Annotated in this window: 19 protein-coding genes; 14 read left to right on the top strand and 5 right to left on the bottom strand. The window is 67.9% G+C overall.

The annotated features are described in order from the left end of the window. The first annotated feature begins 48 nt into the window (after positions 1-48). The 6 genes from cysG (at position 49) to C7T96_RS06965 (ending at position 6,469) form a co-directional block, all read left to right on the top strand. Entirely contained in the window at positions 49-1,476 is a 1,428-nt protein-coding gene (gene cysG / locus C7T96_RS06990; protein WP_106570444.1) for a siroheme synthase CysG, read from the top strand. Between the two features lie 22 nt (positions 1,477-1,498). Beyond that, on the top strand, positions 1,499-1,807 hold the full coding sequence (locus tag C7T96_RS06985) for a DUF2849 domain-containing protein (protein WP_106570443.1): 309 nt from the start codon (positions 1,499-1,501) through the stop codon (positions 1,805-1,807). Between the two features lie 33 nt (positions 1,808-1,840). Further along, positions 1,841-3,511, top strand: coding sequence for a nitrite/sulfite reductase (locus C7T96_RS06980; protein WP_106570442.1), 1,671 nt, complete (start codon positions 1,841-1,843; stop codon positions 3,509-3,511). Continuing rightward, the gene (locus tag C7T96_RS06975; protein WP_106570441.1) at positions 3,486-4,232 is read left to right on the top strand and encodes a phosphoadenylyl-sulfate reductase; all 747 of its coding nucleotides are present in this window, start codon (positions 3,486-3,488) and stop codon (positions 4,230-4,232) included. The genes C7T96_RS06980 and C7T96_RS06975 overlap by 26 nt, the downstream gene beginning before the upstream one ends. A gap of 2 nt (positions 4,233-4,234) precedes the next feature. Beyond that, positions 4,235-4,774: a DUF934 domain-containing protein gene (locus C7T96_RS06970; protein WP_106570440.1), complete on the top strand. Its 540-nt coding sequence runs from the start codon at positions 4,235-4,237 to the stop codon at positions 4,772-4,774. 84 nt (positions 4,775-4,858) lie between these two features. Then, complete coding sequence (locus tag C7T96_RS06965; protein ID WP_106570439.1) at positions 4,859-6,469, top strand: GMC family oxidoreductase N-terminal domain-containing protein; 1,611 nt, start codon at positions 4,859-4,861, stop codon at positions 6,467-6,469. Positions 6,470-6,484: 15 nt separating this feature from the next. On the opposite strand, the gene C7T96_RS06960 is transcribed toward C7T96_RS06965, so the two are convergent. After that, positions 6,485-7,189 (bottom strand): sulfate transporter family protein, encoded by a 705-nt coding sequence (locus C7T96_RS06960; protein WP_106570438.1) that lies wholly within the window; start codon positions 7,187-7,189, stop codon positions 6,485-6,487. A gap of 148 nt (positions 7,190-7,337) precedes the next feature. Here C7T96_RS06960 and C7T96_RS06955 point away from each other — a divergent pair, with 148 nt between their 5' ends. Next, a complete protein-coding gene (locus C7T96_RS06955) occupies positions 7,338-8,339 on the top strand; it encodes an adenosine kinase (RefSeq protein WP_127599660.1) in 1,002 nt (333 codons plus the stop codon). 19 nt (positions 8,340-8,358) lie between these two features. On the opposite strand, the gene C7T96_RS06950 is transcribed toward C7T96_RS06955, so the two are convergent. From C7T96_RS06950 to hrcA, 3 genes are all read right to left on the bottom strand, one after another. Next, positions 8,359-8,994 (bottom strand): trimeric intracellular cation channel family protein, encoded by a 636-nt coding sequence (locus C7T96_RS06950; RefSeq protein ID WP_106570436.1) that lies wholly within the window; start codon positions 8,992-8,994, stop codon positions 8,359-8,361. A gap of 177 nt (positions 8,995-9,171) precedes the next feature. Further along, positions 9,172-9,858: a nucleotide exchange factor GrpE gene (gene grpE, locus C7T96_RS06945; RefSeq protein ID WP_106570435.1), complete on the bottom strand. Its 687-nt coding sequence runs from the start codon at positions 9,856-9,858 to the stop codon at positions 9,172-9,174. Between the two features lie 124 nt (positions 9,859-9,982). Continuing rightward, positions 9,983-11,053, bottom strand: a complete 1,071-nt coding sequence (hrcA, locus tag C7T96_RS06940) for a heat-inducible transcriptional repressor HrcA (RefSeq protein WP_106570434.1) — start codon at positions 11,051-11,053, stop codon at positions 9,983-9,985. Between the two features lie 181 nt (positions 11,054-11,234). Here hrcA and rph point away from each other — a divergent pair, with 181 nt between their 5' ends. The 7 genes from rph to C7T96_RS06905 all read left to right on the top strand — a co-directional run bounded on the left by rph (position 11,235) and on the right by C7T96_RS06905 (position 16,486). Beyond that, complete coding sequence (rph, locus tag C7T96_RS06935; protein ID WP_106570433.1) at positions 11,235-11,951, top strand: ribonuclease PH; 717 nt, start codon at positions 11,235-11,237, stop codon at positions 11,949-11,951. Positions 11,952-11,963: 12 nt separating this feature from the next. After that, positions 11,964-12,374 (top strand): VOC family protein, encoded by a 411-nt coding sequence (locus tag C7T96_RS06930; protein ID WP_106570432.1) that lies wholly within the window; start codon positions 11,964-11,966, stop codon positions 12,372-12,374. Continuing rightward, entirely contained in the window at positions 12,375-13,028 is a 654-nt protein-coding gene (locus C7T96_RS06925) for a non-canonical purine NTP pyrophosphatase (RefSeq protein WP_106570431.1), read from the top strand. After that, positions 13,025-14,185 carry a radical SAM family heme chaperone HemW gene (gene hemW, locus C7T96_RS06920; RefSeq protein WP_106570430.1) on the top strand — a complete coding sequence of 387 codons (1,161 nt, stop codon included), beginning with the start codon at positions 13,025-13,027 and terminating at the stop codon, positions 14,183-14,185. Before C7T96_RS06925 ends, hemW begins: the two co-directional genes overlap by 4 nt. Positions 14,186-14,263: 78 nt before the next feature. Next, a complete protein-coding gene (gene rsmI, locus C7T96_RS06915; protein WP_106570429.1) occupies positions 14,264-15,175 on the top strand; it encodes a 16S rRNA (cytidine(1402)-2'-O)-methyltransferase in 912 nt (303 codons plus the stop codon). Beyond that, positions 15,165-15,545: a YraN family protein gene (locus tag C7T96_RS06910; protein WP_106570428.1), complete on the top strand. Its 381-nt coding sequence runs from the start codon at positions 15,165-15,167 to the stop codon at positions 15,543-15,545. Before rsmI ends, C7T96_RS06910 begins: the two co-directional genes overlap by 11 nt. A gap of 113 nt (positions 15,546-15,658) precedes the next feature. Next, positions 15,659-16,486, top strand: coding sequence for a cyclase family protein (locus C7T96_RS06905; protein WP_106570427.1), 828 nt, complete (start codon positions 15,659-15,661; stop codon positions 16,484-16,486). A 49-nt stretch (positions 16,487-16,535) separates the two neighbouring features. Here C7T96_RS06905 and C7T96_RS06900 read toward each other — a convergent pair whose 3' ends face one another. Beyond that, positions 16,536-17,909: a cytochrome P450 gene (locus C7T96_RS06900; protein ID WP_106570426.1), complete on the bottom strand. Its 1,374-nt coding sequence runs from the start codon at positions 17,907-17,909 to the stop codon at positions 16,536-16,538. Between the last annotated feature and the right edge of the window lie 65 nt (positions 17,910-17,974).

Genomic DNA, 17,974 nt, shown 5'->3' with positions numbered 1-17,974 from the left:
GGCGTCGTCGCACCGACAATACCGGCCATGCAAAGGAGATTGGCCGCAATGGCTGCGCATGCCGGCACATTGAACGCTTTTCCCGTTTTCATGCGGGTCAAGGACAGGACCGTCGTGATCGTCGGCGGCGGCGAGGAAGCGCTCACCAAGGCCCGGCTGATCGCGCAATGCGACACCGCGATCCGCATCGTCGCCGACGCCCCCGCGCCGGCGCTCGCCGCCTTCGCCGCCGAGCGGGGCGCGGAGTTGCTGCGCGCGCCCTACGAGGCGGCGCAGATCGACGGCGCCGTGCTGGTGTTTGCCGCCACCGGCGCGGAAGCGCTGGACGCGCGCGTGATCGCCGACGCCCGGGCGCGCAACATTCCCGCCAACGCCGTCGACCGGCCGCAGCTTTGCGACTTTCTGACGCCGGCAATCGTCAACCGCGCCCCGGTTACCGTGGCGATCGGCACCGAGGGCGCCGGCCCGGTGCTGGCGCAGATCATTCGCGCCCGGATCGACCGGATGCTCTCGCCTGCGCTCGGACCGCTGGCCCGGCTCGCGGCCGGGCTGCGCGATACGGTTGAGAACCTCGTGCCGCGCGGCAGCGCCAGGCGACGCTTTTGGACCGACTTTTTCGACGGCGAGCCGGCCCGGCTGATGGAGATCGGCCATATCTCGGAAGCGCGCGCAGCGGCCGAACGCCTGCTTGGCCAGGACGCGCCGACGCGCGGCCATGTCGCCCTGATCGGCGCCGGGCCGGGCGCGGAAGATCTTTTGACGCTGCGCGCCCAACGCCTGTTGATGCAGGCCGATGCGATCCTGTTCGACGCGCTGGTGCCGACGGCGATCGTGGAGATGGGCCGCCGCGACGCCGAGCGGATCGCGGTCGGCAAGCGCAAGGGCTGCCATTCCAAGGCGCAGGGCGAGATCAACGCGCTGCTGGTCGAGCTGGCGGCGGCGGGCAAACGCGTCGTCAGGCTGAAAAGCGGCGACCCGCTGATCTTCGGCCGGGCCGGCGAGGAAATGCAGGCGCTGCGCGATGCCGGCATCGCCTACGAGATCGTGCCGGGCGTGACCGCCGCCTTCGCCGCCGCGGCCGATTTCGAACTGCCCTTGACGCTGCGCGGCGTGTCGTCGTCGATGGTGTTCACGACCGGCCACGACCTCAAGGGATCGACCCTGCCGGACTGGGCCCGGCTTGCCATCGGCGGCGCGACGGTCGCCGTCTATATGGGCCGCTCGGTGGCCGCGGAGGTGGCCGGACGCCTGATCGAGGCCGGACTGTCGCCGGAGACCGCGGTTGCGGTGGTCGAGAACGCCAGCCTGCCCGGCCGCCGGCTTTTGCACGGCACGCTCGCCGACCTGCCCGCGCTTCAGCGACGCGACGAACTGGCCGGACCGGTGATGACGATTATCGGCGATGCCGTCGCCGGCGCCAATTTCGACCGCTCGCAGCCGCTCGCAGCGGCCGCGGCGACGGCGCTTGCCGCGTAATACACATGATCGGGACCCAGCCATGAAGATCTTGACCGCCAACCGCCTGCATGACGGCGAAGCCGTTTGGTTCGGAACCAACGGACACTGGAACGAGGCGATCGCCGGTGCCGCGATCGCTGTCGACGACGAGGCCGTGACCGCGCTCGAACGCATCGGCGTCGAGGCCTATGAAAACAACCAGGTGGTCGATGTCGAACTGATCGACGTCGCGCTCGCCGACGGAGAGATCCTGCCGAAAAGGCTGCGCGAACGCATCCGCGCCGCCGGCCCGACCAATCGCAGCGACCTGGGCAAGCAGGCGCGCCCGATGATTTCGCGCGCCGCCTGAGACGGGTCGCGCCGGCCAACGAGAACCGAAGCCATGTATCGCTACGACGAATTCGACCGCAGTTTCGTAAACGCCCGCGTGGCGCAGTTCAGCGACCAGGTCGAGCGCCGGCTGGCCGGCGAGATCACCGAGGACCAGTTCAAGCCGCTCAGGCTGATGAACGGCGTCTACCTGCAGCTTCACGCCTATATGTTGAGGATCGCGGTGCCCTACGGCACCTTGAACGGACGCCAGATGCGCAAGCTGGCCCATGTCGCGCGCACCTACGACAAGGGCTATGGCCATTTCACCACGCGGCAGAACATCCAGTTCAACTGGCCCGCCCTATCGGACATTCCCGCGATCCTGGAAGAACTGGCGAGCGTGGAGATGCACGCCATCCAGACGTCCGGCAACTGCATCCGCAACGTCACGGCCGATCATTTCGCCGGCGCCGCGGCCGACGAGGTCGCCGACCCGCGCCCCTATGCCGAGATCCTCAGGCAATGGTCGTCCGTGCACCCGGAATTTTCCTACCTGCCGCGCAAGTTCAAGATCGCGGTGACCGGCGCCGAACGCGACCGCGCCGCGATCCAGGTGCACGATATCGGCCTGCATCTGAAGAAGGATGCGGATGGCCGGCTCGGCTTCGCCGTCTATGTCGGCGGCGGCCAGGGCCGCACGCCGATGATCGCCAAGAAAATCCGCGACTTCCTGCCCGAGGAGGATCTGCTGTCCTATACGACGGCGATCGTGCGCGTTTACAATCTTCACGGGCGTCGCGACAACAAGTTCAAGGCGCGCATCAAGATCCTGGTGCACGAGACCGGCACGGAGGAACTGACCAAGCAGATCGAGGCCGAATTCGCCGCGCTGCGGGACGGCGAACTCAAACTGCCGGATAAAGACATCCGCGCCATCGAAACCTATTTCGCGCCGCCGCCGCTGACGCCGCGCCCCGAGGGCGACGACGCCGTGCGCCTGGCGCGGCTGGTTTCGAAGGATTTCGCCGACTGGCTGGGCCAGAACGTGACCACCCACAAACATGCCGACTACGCGGCGGTGACGATTTCGCTGAAAGCCATCGGCGAGGCGCCGGGCGACGCCACCGACCAGCAGATGGAGGCCGTCGCCGCCCTCGCCGAGCAATACGGTTTCGACGAGATCCGGGTGAGCCACGAACAGAATCTGGTGCTGCCGCATGTCGCGCGCGCCGACCTGAAAGCCGTCTACGACCGGCTGGTGGAGACCGGCCTGGCGACGGCGAACTCCAATTTGATCAGCGACATCATCGCCTGCCCCGGGCTCGACTATTGCGCGCTCGCCAATGCGCGTTCGATCCCGGTCGCGCAGGAGATTTCGCGCCGGTTCGCCTCGCTGGAGCGGCAGCGCGAGATCGGCGAGCTGAAGCTGAAGATCTCCGGCTGCATCAACGCCTGCGGCCATCACCATGTCGGCCATATCGGCATTCTGGGCGTCGAGAAGAAGGGCAGCGAGCTCTACCAGATCACGCTCGGAGGCTCGGGCGACGAGACGAGTTCGATCGGCGAGATCGTCGGCCGCGGCTTCGCCCCCGACGCGATCACCGACGCGGTCGAAACGGTGGTCGAGACCTATCTCGGCCTGCGCAGCGACCCGTCCGAACGCTTCATCGACGCCTATCGCCGGGTCGGGCCGGCGCCCTTCAAGGAGGCGCTTTATGGTCGCGAAGCCAGGGCGGCCTGAGGCCGAGGCGCGCGCCCGGGCCGCCGAGCTCGAGGCACGCCATGGCGGGCTTGCGCCGATGGCGGTCGTGGAAAAGGCGGCGCGCGCGCTTTTTGCCGGCGAGATCGCGGCAGTCTCCTCCTTCGGCGCCGATTCGGCGGTGCTCTTGCACATGCTGGCGGCGGTCGATCCCGCCGTTCCGGTGCTGTTTCTCGATACCGGCAAGCATTTTTCCGAAACGCTCGCCTATCGCGATCTGCTGGCCGACGATCTCGGCCTCGCCGATCTCAGGGTGATTACGCCGCGCGACGATCTGCTTGCGGCGCGCGATCCGGACGGCACGCTGCACCGCCGCGACACGGATGCCTGCTGCGACATCCGCAAGGTCGAACCGATGGCACGGGCGGTCGCGCCGTTTGCGGCCTGGCTGACCGGGCGCAAGCGCTTCCAGGCGAGTTCGCGCGCCGGCCTGCCGGTGTTCGAGGCGGTGGGAACGCGGATCCGCATCAATCCGCTCGCGTCGTGGACCACGCACGATCTCGCCGCCTATATGCGCGCCAACGGCCTGCGCGAAAATCCGCTCACCGCCTACGGCTATCTGTCAATCGGCTGTTTCCCATGCACGCAGCCGGTCAAGCCCGGCGAAGACGCGCGCAGCGGACGCTGGGCCGGTTCGGCCAAGACCGAATGCGGCATCCATCTTCCCGGCATGAGCGCCGCCGATCCCCGAATTCGAGGCTGAGAATGAACGACCAGGCATCCGCTTCCAACTGCCGGCTGTGGACACCGGACGGGTTTCGCGACGATTTCTGGCGCCATTCAGACAGCGCCGAGGCGCTTGCCGGCAATGACAGCGTGATCCTGCCGCTCGCGGCGTGGCTGGCGCTCGACGCGACCACGCGCCGGGCCGAAAGCGGCCGCATCGGCGTCGCGCTCGCCCCCGGCGACGACATCGCCGCGATCGTCGACACGCTTGCCGACATTCCCCTCGTCGCGCTCGCCTTTCCCGGCTTCGCCGACGGCCGCTCCTATTCGAAGGCCGCGCTGCTGCGAGAGCGCCATGGCTATCGCGGGCGGCTGCGGGCGACGGGGCAGGTGCTGATCGACCAGATCGCCCTGATGCTGCGCACCGGCTTCGACGAGTTCGAGGTCTCGCATGCGGCCACGCTGGCGCGGCTTGCAGCCGGTCGGGTCGGCGGGCTACCCGTGCACTACCAGCCGGCGGCAAAGGGCGCACCGGCCGCGGCCGGTTATGCCTGGCGGCGCCTGCCGGCGGCCTCGTAGCCGCCACGCCCCCGCTTTACAGCGCGCCATCGACTTGCTCATATCCTTCAAAGCCGGGAAACCGGCGCGCGGGAGGACGCGGGCATGGCTTACGACTATGTGATCGCCGGCGGCGGCTCGGCCGGCGCCACCCTGGCGGCGCGGCTTTCGCAAGACCCGGCCGTCTCGGTATGCCTGGTCGAAGCCGGCGGCGACGGGCGCGACCTCTTGATCCGCGCGCCGGCCGGGGTGGTCGCGCTCTTGCCGGGGCGGCCGAAACTCAACAACTGGGCGTTCGAGACCGTCCCGCAGGCGGGCCTCAACGGCCGGCGCGGATACCAGCCGCGCGGCAAGGCGCTCGGCGGATCGAGCGCGATCAACGCCATGCTTTACGTGCGCGGTCACCCCGGCGACTATGACGACTGGGCCGAGGCGGGCTGCGCGGGCTGGTCGTGGGACGAGGTGCTGCCCTATTTCCGGCGGGCGGAGGGCAATCAGCGCGGCGGCGACGCCCTGCATGGCGGCGACGGTCCGCTGAAGGTCGGCGAACAGCAAGAACCGCGCCCGATCAGCCATGCCTTCGTCGAGGCCTGCGCCCAGACCCAGATCCGCGGCAACGACGATTTCAACGGCCCCGAGCAGGAGGGCGCCGGGCTCTACCAGGTCACCCAGTTCTGGGACGGGCCGCGCAAGGGCGAGCGCTGCTCGGCGGCGGCGGCCTATCTGCATCCGGCGATGGAGCGGGCGAACCTGACCGTCGTCACCAAGGCGCACGCGACGGGCATCGCCTTCGACGGCAAGCGGGCGACGGGCCTGCGCTACCGGCGCAAGGGCCGCGACGAGCTGGTCGAGGCCCGGCGCGAGGTCGTGCTGTGCGGCGGGGCGTTCGGGTCGCCGCATTTGCTGCTTCTGTCGGGCATTGGACCGAAGGACGAACTTTCCCGGCACGGCATCGCAACGCTGCACGAATTGCCGGGCGTCGGGAAAAACCTGCAGGACCATCTCGACTTCATCCAGTCCTGGAAATCGAACGAGACCGACCTGTTCGGCATCGGCCTGCGCGGAACGGCGAAGCTGGTGCGCCACATGCTGCGCTGGCGGCGCGACGGGTCGGGCATGATCGCGACCCCGTTCGCCGAGGCCGGCGCCTTCATCAAGTCCGACCCGGCGCTCGCCAGGCCCGACCTGCAGCTTCATTTCGTCATCTCGGTCGTCGACGACCATGCCCGCAAGCTGCATCTGGGATACGGATTTTCCTGCCATGTCTGCGTGCTGCGGCCGCATTCGCGCGGCACCGTCAGCCTGGCGAGCGCCGATCCGCTGGCGCCGCCGGCGATCGACCCGGCCTATCTCGCCGACGACCGCGACGCGGCCTTGCTCTTGAAAGGCGCCAAGACGATGCGCGCCATCCTGGACGCGCCGGCGCTGGCGCCCTATCGGCGCAAGCAGCTTTATCTCACCGGCGGCGAAACCGACGCCGAACTGATGCAGCATATCCGCGCCCGCGCCGACACCATCTATCACCCGGTCGGCACCTGCCGCATGGGCACCGACGCGATGGCGGTGGTGGATCCGCAATTGCGCGTTCACGGCGTGGACGGGCTCAGAGTGGTCGACGCCTCGGTGATGCCGACCCTGATCGGCGGCAACACCAACGCACCGACGATCATGATCGCGGAACGGGCGGCCGAGATGATGCGGGCCGCGCACGGCTGACGGCGCGCCCGCGCCTCAGCGCGCGGATCGTGCCGACAGGGCCTTGTGCAGATGGACCATCATCGCCGCCGCGAACAGCGGCGTCAGAAGGTTGAGGAGCGGCACCGCGAGGAATGCCGCAATCACCAAACCGGCCATGAACACCGTGCCGGCATGGCGCCGGCGCAGCGCGCGCGCGTCCTCTTCGGAACGGAAGCGCAAGGCGGCGAATTCGAAGAACTCACGGCCGAGCAGATAGCCGTTGACCAGGAAGAAGGCGGCGATGTTGACGCCGGGAACAAGCAGCAGCAAGAGCGCGACCAGATTGGCCAGGATCACGACGGCGAAGAATTTCAGCGACAGCCACAGCGCGCGCATGGCCGGCAGCGGCTGACCGGGCGGGTCCTGCGGATAGTCGGCGGCCTCGACGATCTCGGCGACGTCGTCGAGAAAAAGCGCCGCCACCAGCGCGGTGACCGGAGCGACCAGGAGCGCGAGCCCGATCGCCAGCCCGAGACCGAACAGGAGCGCGGCGACGAAGCCGAGCCAGCCGGCCCAGGCCGGGAAGCCGGGCAGCATCTGGTCGATCCACGGCATGGCGAACGTGTCGAAAAGGCCGCTCAGGCCGAACCACAACGCCACGAGGGCCAGAAGCGTCAAGCCGAGCGACTTCAGGAAGACCTGGCGGAATTCGGCGGTGAACAATTGCGCCGCCGCCGCGCGCGCCGCGTCAAGGATCATGGGCTGCTCCGTCGTGCCCGCCGCAGATAGGAACCCGCTCGCCGCTTGGCAAGCACAAGCGATGCGCGCCGGCAGGGGGCTTGTCACGCTCGGCAGATGCTTTAAACCGGCAACGAATCCTCCCCGAAACAATCCAGCGGAACCTAAGGTGACCTCAGCCAAGCCATTCGACGTGTTGTGTATCGGTAATGCCATTGTGGACGTGTTCGCACGCTGCGATGACGATTTCCTTGTCGAAAACGGCATCGTCAAAGGAGCCATGAACCTGATCGATGCCGAACGCGCCGAGCTGCTCTACAGCCGCATGGGTCCGGCCATCGAGGCATCGGGCGGAAGCGCCGGCAACACCGCCGCCGGTATTGCGAGCTTCGGCGCGGCCGCGGCGTTTTTCGGCAAGGTGGCCGACGACCATCTCGGCAAGGTCTACGCCCACGACATCCGCGCCCAGGGCGTGGCCTTCGACACGCAGCCGCTCAATGGCCAGACGCCGACCGCCCGGTCGATGATCTTCGTCACACCGGACGGCGAGCGCTCGATGAACACCTATCTGGGCGCCTGCGTCGAGCTTGGCCCCGACGATGTCGAGCGCGACAAGGCCGAACGGAGCAAGCTCGTCTATTTCGAGGGCTATCTGTGGGATCCCCCGCTGGCTAAGGACGCCATCCGCCTGACCGCGCAGCACGCCCACGCGGCGGGCGGCGAGGTGTCGATGACCCTGTCGGATCCGTTCTGCGTCGACCGCTACCGCGACGAGTTCCTGGACCTGATGCGCTCCGGCACGGTCGACATCGTGTTCGCCAATGAGAGCGAGCTGAAATCGCTCTACCAGACCGCCTCGTTCGAAACGGCGCTGGAGGCGATCGGCAAGGATTGCAAGCTCGCCGCCGTGACCCGTTCCGAGCACGGCTCGGTGATCGTGCGCGGCGCCGAAACCATCACCATCGACGCGGTCGAGATCAACGAGCTGGTCGACACGACCGGCGCCGGCGACCTCTATGCGGCGGGCTTCCTCTACGGCTACGTCACCGGGCGCGATCTGGTCGATTGCGGCCGGCTCGGATCGCTTGCCGCCGGCATCGTCATCCAGCAGATCGGCCCGCGCCCGCAGAAAAACCTGCGCGAAGCCGCCCAGCAGTCCGGCCTTCTTTAGGCCGCCCCGCCGGCGGGCGTCACAAAATGTCCTCCGGGCGGCGGCCCGGGCGGCTGCGGTAGCGCGGAAACGCCCAGCCGAAGCGCAGCGCCCCGCCGCGCACCGCAAAGGCCACGGCAAAGGCGGCGAACGCCGCCGCGGCCGGGCCGATGCCGGCAAGGTCGAGCGCCACGAAGGCGGCCGCGCCGCCCAGCGCCGCCGTGACATAGATTTCGGGACGAAGCAGCACCGACGGCTCGCCGGCAAGCAGGTCGCGCAGAATGCCGCCGAAGGTCGCCGTCATGATGCCGGTGACGATGGCGACCAACGGCGAGGCGGCAACCGCCAGCCCCTTGGCCGCCCCCATCACGCAATAGGCCGAAAGGCCGAGCGCATCGAGCCACAGAAGCAGCCGGTAGCGCGATTCGACCAGCGGCGCGGTGAAGAAAACCAGGACGGCGACCGCCCCGCAGACCAGCAGATAGGCCGGGTTCACCACCCAGAACACGGGCAGCTCGCCCAGCACGAGGTCGCGCAGCGTGCCGCCGCCGACCCCGGTCACGCCGGCCAGGAACAGGAAGCCGATAATGTCGAGTTCCTTGCGCGATGCCGCCAAGGCGCCGGTGGCGGCAAACACCGCCACGCCGGCATAATCGAGTAATAGAAGCGGGTTCATCGCAGCGTCCCAGCACTCCGGCCATGATCCCGAAGACCGGAGCTCGGTCTTCCGTAAAGGTCATGCCCCGACGGGACGATAGACCATGAAGGCGGCGCGGCGAACCGTCTTCAAGATCCAGGCCGTGCCGGGGTCGTGTCCGGTCCGCCTCCGGGAGCGCGGACGCCGCCCTGCGGCTCAGGCGTCCTTTTCGGCCTGTTCGTTGACCGGGCCCGGTTCGGCCGCCTCGTCCTTCGCAGCAGCCTTGGGGCCACCTTTGGCCACCCCCACCATGGCCGGGCGCAGGACGCGCTCGCCGATCACGTACCCGCTCTGCACAACCTGTACCACCGTGCTGGCGGGAACCTCCGGGTTCGGCACCTCGAACATGGCCTGATGAAAATTCGGATCGAATTTCTCGCCGTCGGGGTCGATCTTCTTCACGCCATGGCGCTCGAGCGCGGCATGCATGGAGCGCTCCGTCATCTCGACGCCGTCGATCAGCGCGACGAGACCCGCCTCGCCCCGCTCGCGCGCCTCGGCGGGCACGGCATCGATCGCCCGGCGCAGATCGTCGCAAACCGTCAGCATGTCGCGGGCGAAATTGGCGATCGCGTAGGCGCGGGCGTCCTGGACGTCGCGCGCCGTGCGCCGGCGCAGATTCTCCATTTCGGCGGCCAGACGCAGGGCGCGGTCCTTGAGTTCCTCGTTTTCCTTGGCGAGCTTCAAAAACGCTTCGCGCTCGGCCTCGAACCCGCCGTCCTGACCGGTTTCGGCCGTGTCCGCCTCGCCGCCCATTTCGGCATAGTGGCTTTTTGCCGCTTCCATGTCGGAGGTGGCGGCCCGGTCGTCCTTGCCGCGTTCGTTCTTCGGATGGTCGTTCATCGACTGATCCCGTGTGTCACAGAGTTCTCGGAGTTGTGCCCGATATCGATGCTTGCGACCGGAAAATCAAGAGGCCCGGTCGCGGGCGGCGTGTCGGCCGACCCGCGGCGCAACCGGGGCGGGCTCACTGCATCAGGCGCGAGAGAACCTGGGCGGTGTAGTCGACCATCGGCACGATACGGGCATAGTTGAGCCGCGTCGGCCCGATCACCCCGAGCGCACCGACCACGCGCGCCTCCTTGTCGCGATAGGGCGCGACCACCAGCGAGGAGCCGGACAGGGAAAACAGCTTGTTTTCCGAACCGATGAAGATGCGCACGCCGGAGCCTTCCTCGGCCAGGTTGAGGAGCTGGACCAGCCCCTCCTTGGTCTCCAGGTCGTCGAACAGATGCTTGAGCATCTCGATATCGTCGGGCGCGGTCAGGTTTTCCAGCAGATTGGCGCGGCCGCGCACGATCAGCCGCGCCGGCAGGCCGGCATCGGCCCCGGCCCACACCGCCAGGCCCTTTTCGACCAGGTCCTGGGACAGGGTGTCGAGCGCGGCGCGGGTCTCCTCGAGCAGGCGGGCGATGTCGGAGCGCGCCTCGGCCAGGGTTTTGCCGCGAATATGGGCGTTGAGGAAGTTGGAGGCCTCGTGCAACTGCGCCGCCGTCACGCCGGCGGGCAGGTCGACGATGCGGTTTTCGACGTCGCCGGATTGCGACACCAGCACCGCCAGCGCCTTGGTCGGCTCGAGCTGGATGAACTCGATATGTTTGAGCGCGGTTTCGTGCTTGGCAGCCAGCACCAGCCCGGCGCCGCGCGACATGCCCGAAAGCATCTGGCTCGCCTCGGTGAGCATGTGTTCCAGCGAGGCATCGCTGCCCGAGGCCTTGACCTGGGCCTCGATCACACGCCGCTCCTCCTCCGAGAGATCGCCGATCTCCATGAACGCGTCGACGAAGAAGCGCAGCCCTTTCTGGGTCGGAAGCCGGCCGGCCGAGACATGCGGCGCATAGACCAGGCCGAGATGTTCCAGATCGCTCATGACGTTGCGCACCGTGGCCGGCGACAGCGAGGACGGCAGCATGCGCGACAGATTGCGCGAGCCGACGGGCTCGCCGTCGCGCAGATAGGTGTCGACGATCAGCCGGAATATGTCGCGCGAGCGCGCGTCGAGATTCTGCAAGGTCTTGTCGATCAAGGGTTTGGTCATCTCCGCAGCACGATCCGCCATGCCTATGAGGACTGTCAACATATAGGCGCCCCCGCCGCCGGGGCAAAGTGCCGGCGGCACGTTGCCGACAAAACCCGGCCGAAGCCGGATTTTCTTTGCGTCGCGGGTTGGGGCTCGCTACAAGCCCTTTTCTTACATGAAAAAGGCGGAAAACAGAGTGATGCGTCCTTCCAAGCGGAAGCCCGACGAAATGCGCGCCGTGAGCTTCGAGCGCGGCGTCTCCAAACATGCCGAAGGCTCCTGCCTGGTCAAGTTCGGCGATACCCATGTGCTGTGCACGGCGAGCCTGGAGGAAAGGGTTCCGCCATGGCTGCGCAATGCGGGCCGGGGCTGGGTCACCGCCGAATACGGCATGCTGCCGCGCTCGACCGGCGAGCGCATGCGCCGCGAATCGACGGCCGGCAAACAGGGCGGGCGCACGTTGGAAATCCAGCGGCTGATCGGGCGCTCGCTGCGCGCGGTGGTCGATCTGGAGGCGCTCGGCGAGGTCCAGATTACCGTCGATTGCGACGTGCTGCAGGCCGATGGCGGCACCCGTACGGCGTCCATCACCGGCGGCTTCATCGCCCTGCATGACTGCCTTTCCTGGATGGAGGCGCGCAGCATGGTGTCGGTTTCCAAGGTGCTGAAGGACCAGGTCGCGGCGATCTCCTGCGGCATTCACGACGGGCAACCGGTGCTCGATCTCGACTATGTCGAGGATTCGGCGGCGGGCACCGACGCCAATTTCGTCATGACCGGCAAGGGTGGGATCGTCGAGATTCAGGGCACGGCCGAGGGCGAGCCGTTCTCCGACGACCAGTTCCAGGAACTGATGCGGCTTGCCCGCAAGGGGATCGGCCGGCTCGTCGAATTGCAGAAGATGGCGATCGGATAGAAGGGACGGACGGTGCGACCGGCGGGCATTCTGGAATCCGCGCTCTATGTCGACGACCTCGAGGCCGCCGAGGCGTTTTACGGCGGACTGCTCGGTCTCGAGCGCATCGCCAAGGACGAGGGCCGGCACGTCTTTTTCCGCTGCGGTAGAGGCGTCGTGCTGCTTTTTGACGCCGCAGCCACCGAGATACCCCGCGCGCCGGGCGCCGGGCTGCCGGTGCCGCCGCATGGCGCCCATGGGCCTGGTCATCTCTGCTTTTCGGCGTCGGCGGTCGAGATCGAACGCTGGAAGGCACACCTTGAGGCCGCGGGCGTGGCGATCGAGGCCGATTTCGAATGGCCGCAGGGCGGCCGGTCCATCTATTTCCGCGATCCGGGCGGCAATTCGCTGGAATTTGCGGAACCGAGAATCTGGGGGCTGTGAATGAGGCGACTGGACGGCGGAAAACTCGTCGTGGCGACCCACAACAAGGGCAAGCTGGCCGAGATTTCGGAACTGATCGCGCCCTATGGGCTCGAAGCGCGCTCGGCCGGCGATTACGGCCTGCCTGAGCCGCCGGAAACCGGGACCAGCTTTGAGGAAAACGCCCTGACCAAGGCGTTGGCCGCGGCCTCTGCGACGGGCCTGCCGGCGCTGTCGGACGATTCGGGCCTGGTGGTCGACGCGCTCGACGGCCAACCTGGCGTCTACACCGCCGACTGGGCGGAAAGACCCGACGGTTCGGGCCGCGACTTCCTGATGGCGATGCAAAAGGTCGAAACGCTGCTGCAGGACAGGGGCGCGACCACGCCGGACCGGCGCACCGGTCGCTTCGTCGCCGTTTTGTGCCTGGCCTGGCCGGACGGCCACGCGGAATATTTCCGCGGCGAGGTCGAGGGCACGCTTGTGTGGCCACCGCGCGGCGACAAGGGATTCGGCTACGATCCCGTGTTCAAGCCCGACGGCTACGACCAGACCTTCGGCGAGATGACGGCGGGCGAGAAACATGCCTGGGAAGCCGGGCGCGGCGATCTCGGCCTGTCGCACCGGGCGCGCGCCTTCGCGCGTTTCGCCACCGCGATGCTGGAGACCGCATGAGCGATATCGACCGCTCGCCAGGTTTCGGGGTCTATGTCCATTGGCCGTTCTGCGCGGCCAAATGCCCGTATTGCGACTTCAACAGCCATGTCCGCCATCAGCCCGTCGACCAGCAGCGCTTCGTGCGCGCCTTTGCAACCGAGATGGCGCATATGCGCGCCCGCACCGGTCCGCGCGCCGTCACCAGCATCTTTTTCGGCGGCGGTACGCCGTCACTGATGGAACCGGCAACCGTCGGTGCGATACTCGAATCGATCAATCGCAATTGGAGCGTCGACGACGATGCCGAGATCACGCTCGAGGCCAATCCTTCGTCGGTCGAGGCGGAACGCTTTCGCGGCTATCGCGACGCGGGCGTCAACCGGGTCTCGCTCGGCGTGCAGGCACTCAACGACCCGGACCTGCGCTTTCTCGGCCGGCTGCACGACGTCGCCGAGGCCCGCCGGGCGATCGAGATCGCGCGCTCGACCTTCGAGCGGCTGTCCTTCGACCTGATCTATGCAAGGCCCGGCCAGACGCCGGAAGCCTGGGGCGCCGAACTCGATGAGGCGATCGGGCTCGCAGCCGACCATTTGTCGCTCTATCAACTGACCATCGAACAGGGCACGCCGTTTTTCGCCCTGCATCAGGCGGGAAAGTTCGCGGTGCCGGAGCCGGGTCACGCGGCCGCGCTCTACCGGCTGACGCAGGACGTGACGGCGGCGCGCGGCCTGCCGGCCTACGAGATTTCCAACCATGCCAGGCCCGGCGCCGAAAGCCGCCACAATCTCGTCTACTGGCGCTACGGCGAATATGTCGGGGTCGGCCCCGGCGCGCATGGCCGCTTCCTCGAGGACGGCGCGCGCACGGTGACCATTACCGAGCGCCTGCCGGAAAAATGGTGCGCGCTGGTCGAGGAAAACGGCCACGGCGTCGTCGACGGCGAAGTGCTTTCCCGATCGCAGGAGGCGGACGAGTTCCTGCTGATGGGGTTGCGACTGGCCGAAGGCATCGATCTTGCCCGCTACGAGGCGCTCGCCGGCAGGCCGCTTTCGCAACGACGCATATCCGTCCTGCAAGGCGAGCATCTCGTCGCCCCGATCGGCAACTCCAGGCTGCGCGCGACGCAGGCGGGCATGATCGTGCTCGACGCCGTGGTCGCCGATCTGGCACGGTAGGGTCTGCCCTGGACGGTCCGGGCACACCGCCGAGGCCTGGTATCCAGCGCCCGGCCAGGTGGACATTCGGGAACGACGATGAGCGAGCGACCACAGCCAGAGCGCACATTCGTGATCGGCCAGGCGGCGCTGACGGCGCGCGCGCCGGAGCCGGCGCTTTATCTGGTCGCCACGCCGATCGGCAATCTCGCCGACATCACCATCAGGGCGCTGGAAACGCTGGCCGCGGTCGATATCGTCGCCTGCGAGGACACGCGTATTACCCGGCGCCTGCTCGAGCGCTATGCGATCCGGCGCAAACCGGTCGCCTATCACGAACACAATGCCGCCGAGGCCGGCCCGAAGCTGCTCGCCGCGCTCGGCGAGGGCCGGTCGGTGGCGCTGGTCTCCGACGCCGGCACGCCGCTGGTGTCGGATCCGGGCTTTCGCCTCGCCCGCCAGGCCCTCGGCGAGGGCATCAAGGTCGTGCCGGTTCCCGGGGCCTCGGCGCCGCTGGCGGCGCTGGTCGCCTCGGGCCTGCCGTCGGATTCGTTTCTCTTCGCCGGTTTTTTGCCGGCTAAGGCCGGCCAACGACGCACCCGACTGGCCGCTCTCGCCACGGTTGCGGCGACGCTGATCTTTTTCGAATCGCCGCGCCGCCTTGCCGACACGCTGGCCGCAATGGCCGAGACGCTGGGCGCCGCACGCCAGGCGGCCGTATGCCGCGAACTCACCAAGGCCTATGAGGAGGTGCGGCGCGGTACGCTGGCCGAGCTTGGCCGGCACTACGCCGAGGCCGGCGCGCCGAAGGGCGAGGTGGTGGTGTGCGTTGCTCCACCCGCGGACGACGCGCCACGCGCGCCGGAGGATGTCGACGCGCTGTTGCTCGAGCTCGCCGCCGAGATGCCTGCCGCCAAAGCCGCCGGCGAGGCCGCGCGCATGACCGGCGGCGCGAAGGCGGAGCTCTACCGGCGGCTGATTGCGCTCAAGGCCGAAACCGATGGCCGATGAGCCCTCCTCGCGGCGGCAGCGCGCCTATCGCCGGGGCCACCGCAGCGAGTGGCTGGCGGCGCTGGCCCTGACGCTCAAGGGCTACCGGGTCCTAGCGCGCCGCTACCGGACGCGGAACGGCGAGATCGACCTGATCGCCCGGCGCGGCGATCTCGTCGCCTTCGTCGAGGTCAAGGCGCGGCCGACGCTCGCCGCGGCGATGGAGGCGGTGGGCCCGCTCGCGCAGCGACGCATCGAGGCCGCCGCCGACACTTGGCTGTCGCGGCAGGCCGATTTTGGCCGGCTTTCGATCCGCTTCGATCTGGTGGCGGTGCTGCCGCGGCGCTGGCCGGTGCATGTCGAAAACGCGTTTTTCGGGCGCGGCCGGTAGAACCTGTCGTCGTGACCGCCGGTCCGGCCGGCAAAAGCTTCCCTTGCGTCAACCCGTGCGGCGGATCATGCTTGAGCGAATGCGGCGATTTCGTTCTCAAGGGAGGAATGACCATGTGCCACCATTGCGTGATCGACAGCGTCAAGGACCGCATGCTTTCCCGGCGCGACTTCTTCAAGGGCGGTGCCGTGGCCGGCGCGGCCGCGGCGGCCACGCTCGCGGCGCCGGCGCCGCTATTTGCGCAAAAGGCAATGCCGACCAAGGCCGAGGATCTGACCCACGATCTGTTCGAGGCGTTCCCGACCTTTTTCGACGAACAGCAATTGTTCAAGAAGGTGGTGTTCAATTACGCCGAGCACAAATTCAACATCAATGAGTGGCGCTTCAACGAGCATACCGGCACCCATCTGGACGCGCCGCTGCATTTTTCCGCCGACGGCAAATCGGTGGCCGAAATTCCCGTGGCGGACCTGGTCTGCCCGCTCGCCATCATCGATATCCGCCAGAAGGCGGCCGACAATGCCGACGCCCAGGTGACGCCGGACGACATCAAGGCCTGGACGGACGCCAATGGCGATCTGCCCGAAGGGGCGTGCGTGGCGATGCTGTCGGGCTGGGGCGCGCATCTGGAGACGGACACATTCCGCAATGTCGGCGAGGACGGCAAAACCATGCATTTCCCCGGCTTTCACGTCGAGGCCGCGCAGATGCTGATGGAGGCGCCTTCGGTCAAGGGTATCGCGGTCGACACGCTGTCGCTCGATCACGGACCTTCGCCCGATTTCGCCGTGCATTACGCCTGGCTGCCGTCGGGGCGTTGGGGACTGGAATGCGTCGCCAATCTGGAGACCCTGCCGGCGAGCGGCGCGACCCTGGTGGTCGGCGCGCCGAAGCTGCGCGGCGGCACGGGCGGCCCCTCGCGCGTCATCGCCATGGTGTAGCCGAGCATCGACAAACCCGGCCCTGGCGCCCGCGGACGGCCGCGCGGCGTCAGCGCCGGGAAACCCGCATCGGCAGCCCGCCCTCGGGCTGGGTGGTGAGTTTCTGCACCGGCCACGGCCTGGTTTCGGCGACCGTGTCGAAGCGGTAGCGCGACAACAGCACGCCGAGCGCGATCACCGCCTCCTGCATCGCGAAGCTGGCGCCGATGCACACGCGCGGTCCGGCGCCGAAGGGCAGATATTGATAGCGGTCGATGCGCTCGCGGTTCTGCGGCAGGAACCGCTCCGGCAAAAAGGCCTCGGGCTGGTCCCACAGCTTGCGGTGGCGGTGGATCGTCCACGGCATGACCTGGATCTGCGCGCCCTTGACGATCTCCAGATCCTCGAAGCGGTCCGGCTCGACCGCCTCACGGCTGATCGAGGCGGCCGGCGGGTAGAGCCGCATCGCCTCCTCGAAGGCGGCGCGGGTCGCCGGCATCCTGTCGAGCCAGGCGGCCGGATCCGGCTCGGCGGCAAGCACCGCGTCGATCTCCGCCTCGACCCTGTCGCGCTCCCAGGGCGCTTCGGCGAGGCAATAAAGCGTCCAGCCCAGCGCCCGGGCGGTGGTCTCGTGACCGGCGCCGATGAAGGTGATGATGTTGTCCTCGATCTCGGCCGCGCCGAGACCGTCCGGCCCCTCGGCGCGCAGCAGCAAGGTCAGGAAGTCGTTCGGCACGCCGTCGGGATCGTCGGCCATGCGCTGCTTGCGCATCGCCATCGTCTCGGCGACGATCTGGCGGAAAAAGGCCATGGTCTTGCGGCCGCGAATGCGGGTAAAGCGCGGCAGCCAATCGGGCGCACCCAGAAGATCGAGCGGATCGACCCGGCCCATGGTCTCGAACAGATGATCGACCTGGCGCGCGAAATTGTCGGATTCGCCGGCGATCTCGCCGGAAAACAGCGTCTCGGCCAGAATATCGTAGGTCAGCATGGTCATGTCGCGGGCGATGTCGACCGGCCCGGCGCTGTCCTCGTAGCGGGTGGCGAAGGCTTCGCTCCTGGCCAGCATCGGCGCGGCGAAGCCATGGATGTGGCGCGGCGTGAAGACCGGCGCCATCGCCTTGCGCGAACGCCGCCAGACCTGGCCCTCGGCCGTCAGCAGGCCGTCGCGCAGGATCGGGCGCAGGATTTTCTGGCGCACCCGTGCCATCTTGTAGTTCTTGGCGTTGTCGACCAGCACGTGGCGAATGAGGCGCGGGTCGTTGGCGATCACCAGCGGCCCGCCAATACCGGTGGAAATCGAAATCCACTTCTCGTTGTAGGAGGGCTCGCCCCACAATTCGAGCGGGTTCTTGTAGACGATGCGCATCATCTGCAGCGTCGAGGGCGGCTTGGTGCGCGGCTTCGGCGCGGGCGGGATGAAGGGAGCCGGCTTGATGTCCATGGTCTGGTGTCCGGTGAGCGCGCTATGCATTTTTAGGATTTAGCGCAGACTAGACCAAAGTCAGG

The organism is Nitratireductor sp. StC3, from assembly GCF_003015025.1.
Taxonomy (GTDB): domain Bacteria; phylum Pseudomonadota; class Alphaproteobacteria; order Rhizobiales; family Rhizobiaceae; genus Mangrovimarina; species Mangrovimarina alexandrii.
This window is presented reverse-complemented; position numbering and strand designations above follow the sequence as displayed.

What these genes read in the sequence shown, in the direction of transcription:
- C7T96_RS06975 (WP_106570441.1), top strand. Translation starts at nt 3,486, where the DNA reads ATGGTCGCGAAGCCAGGGCGGCCTGAGGCCGAGGCGCGCGCCCGGGCC.
- rph (WP_106570433.1), top strand. Translation starts at nt 11,235, where the DNA reads ATGCGTCCTTCCAAGCGGAAGCCCGACGAAATGCGCGCCGTGAGCTTC.
- rsmI (WP_106570429.1), top strand. Translation starts at nt 14,264, where the DNA reads ATGAGCGAGCGACCACAGCCAGAGCGCACATTCGTGATCGGCCAGGCG.
- cysG (WP_106570444.1), top strand. Translation starts at nt 49, where the DNA reads ATGGCTGCGCATGCCGGCACATTGAACGCTTTTCCCGTTTTCATGCGG.
- C7T96_RS06925 (WP_106570431.1), top strand. Translation starts at nt 12,375, where the DNA reads ATGAGGCGACTGGACGGCGGAAAACTCGTCGTGGCGACCCACAACAAG.
- C7T96_RS06970 (WP_106570440.1), top strand. Translation starts at nt 4,235, where the DNA reads ATGAACGACCAGGCATCCGCTTCCAACTGCCGGCTGTGGACACCGGAC.
- C7T96_RS06980 (WP_106570442.1), top strand. Translation starts at nt 1,841, where the DNA reads ATGTATCGCTACGACGAATTCGACCGCAGTTTCGTAAACGCCCGCGTG.
- C7T96_RS06950 (WP_106570436.1), bottom strand. Translation starts at nt 8,994, where the DNA reads ATGAACCCGCTTCTATTACTCGATTATGCCGGCGTGGCGGTGTTTGCC.
- C7T96_RS06965 (WP_106570439.1), top strand. Translation starts at nt 4,859, where the DNA reads ATGGCTTACGACTATGTGATCGCCGGCGGCGGCTCGGCCGGCGCCACC.
- C7T96_RS06905 (WP_106570427.1), top strand. Translation starts at nt 15,659, where the DNA reads ATGTGCCACCATTGCGTGATCGACAGCGTCAAGGACCGCATGCTTTCC.
- C7T96_RS06960 (WP_106570438.1), bottom strand. Translation starts at nt 7,189, where the DNA reads ATGATCCTTGACGCGGCGCGCGCGGCGGCGGCGCAATTGTTCACCGCC.
- C7T96_RS06900 (WP_106570426.1), bottom strand. Translation starts at nt 17,909, where the DNA reads ATGGACATCAAGCCGGCTCCCTTCATCCCGCCCGCGCCGAAGCCGCGC.
- hrcA (WP_106570434.1), bottom strand. Translation starts at nt 11,053, where the DNA reads ATGACCAAACCCTTGATCGACAAGACCTTGCAGAATCTCGACGCGCGC.
- grpE (WP_106570435.1), bottom strand. Translation starts at nt 9,858, where the DNA reads ATGAACGACCATCCGAAGAACGAACGCGGCAAGGACGACCGGGCCGCC.
- C7T96_RS06910 (WP_106570428.1), top strand. Translation starts at nt 15,165, where the DNA reads ATGGCCGATGAGCCCTCCTCGCGGCGGCAGCGCGCCTATCGCCGGGGC.
- hemW (WP_106570430.1), top strand. Translation starts at nt 13,025, where the DNA reads ATGAGCGATATCGACCGCTCGCCAGGTTTCGGGGTCTATGTCCATTGG.
- C7T96_RS06985 (WP_106570443.1), top strand. Translation starts at nt 1,499, where the DNA reads ATGAAGATCTTGACCGCCAACCGCCTGCATGACGGCGAAGCCGTTTGG.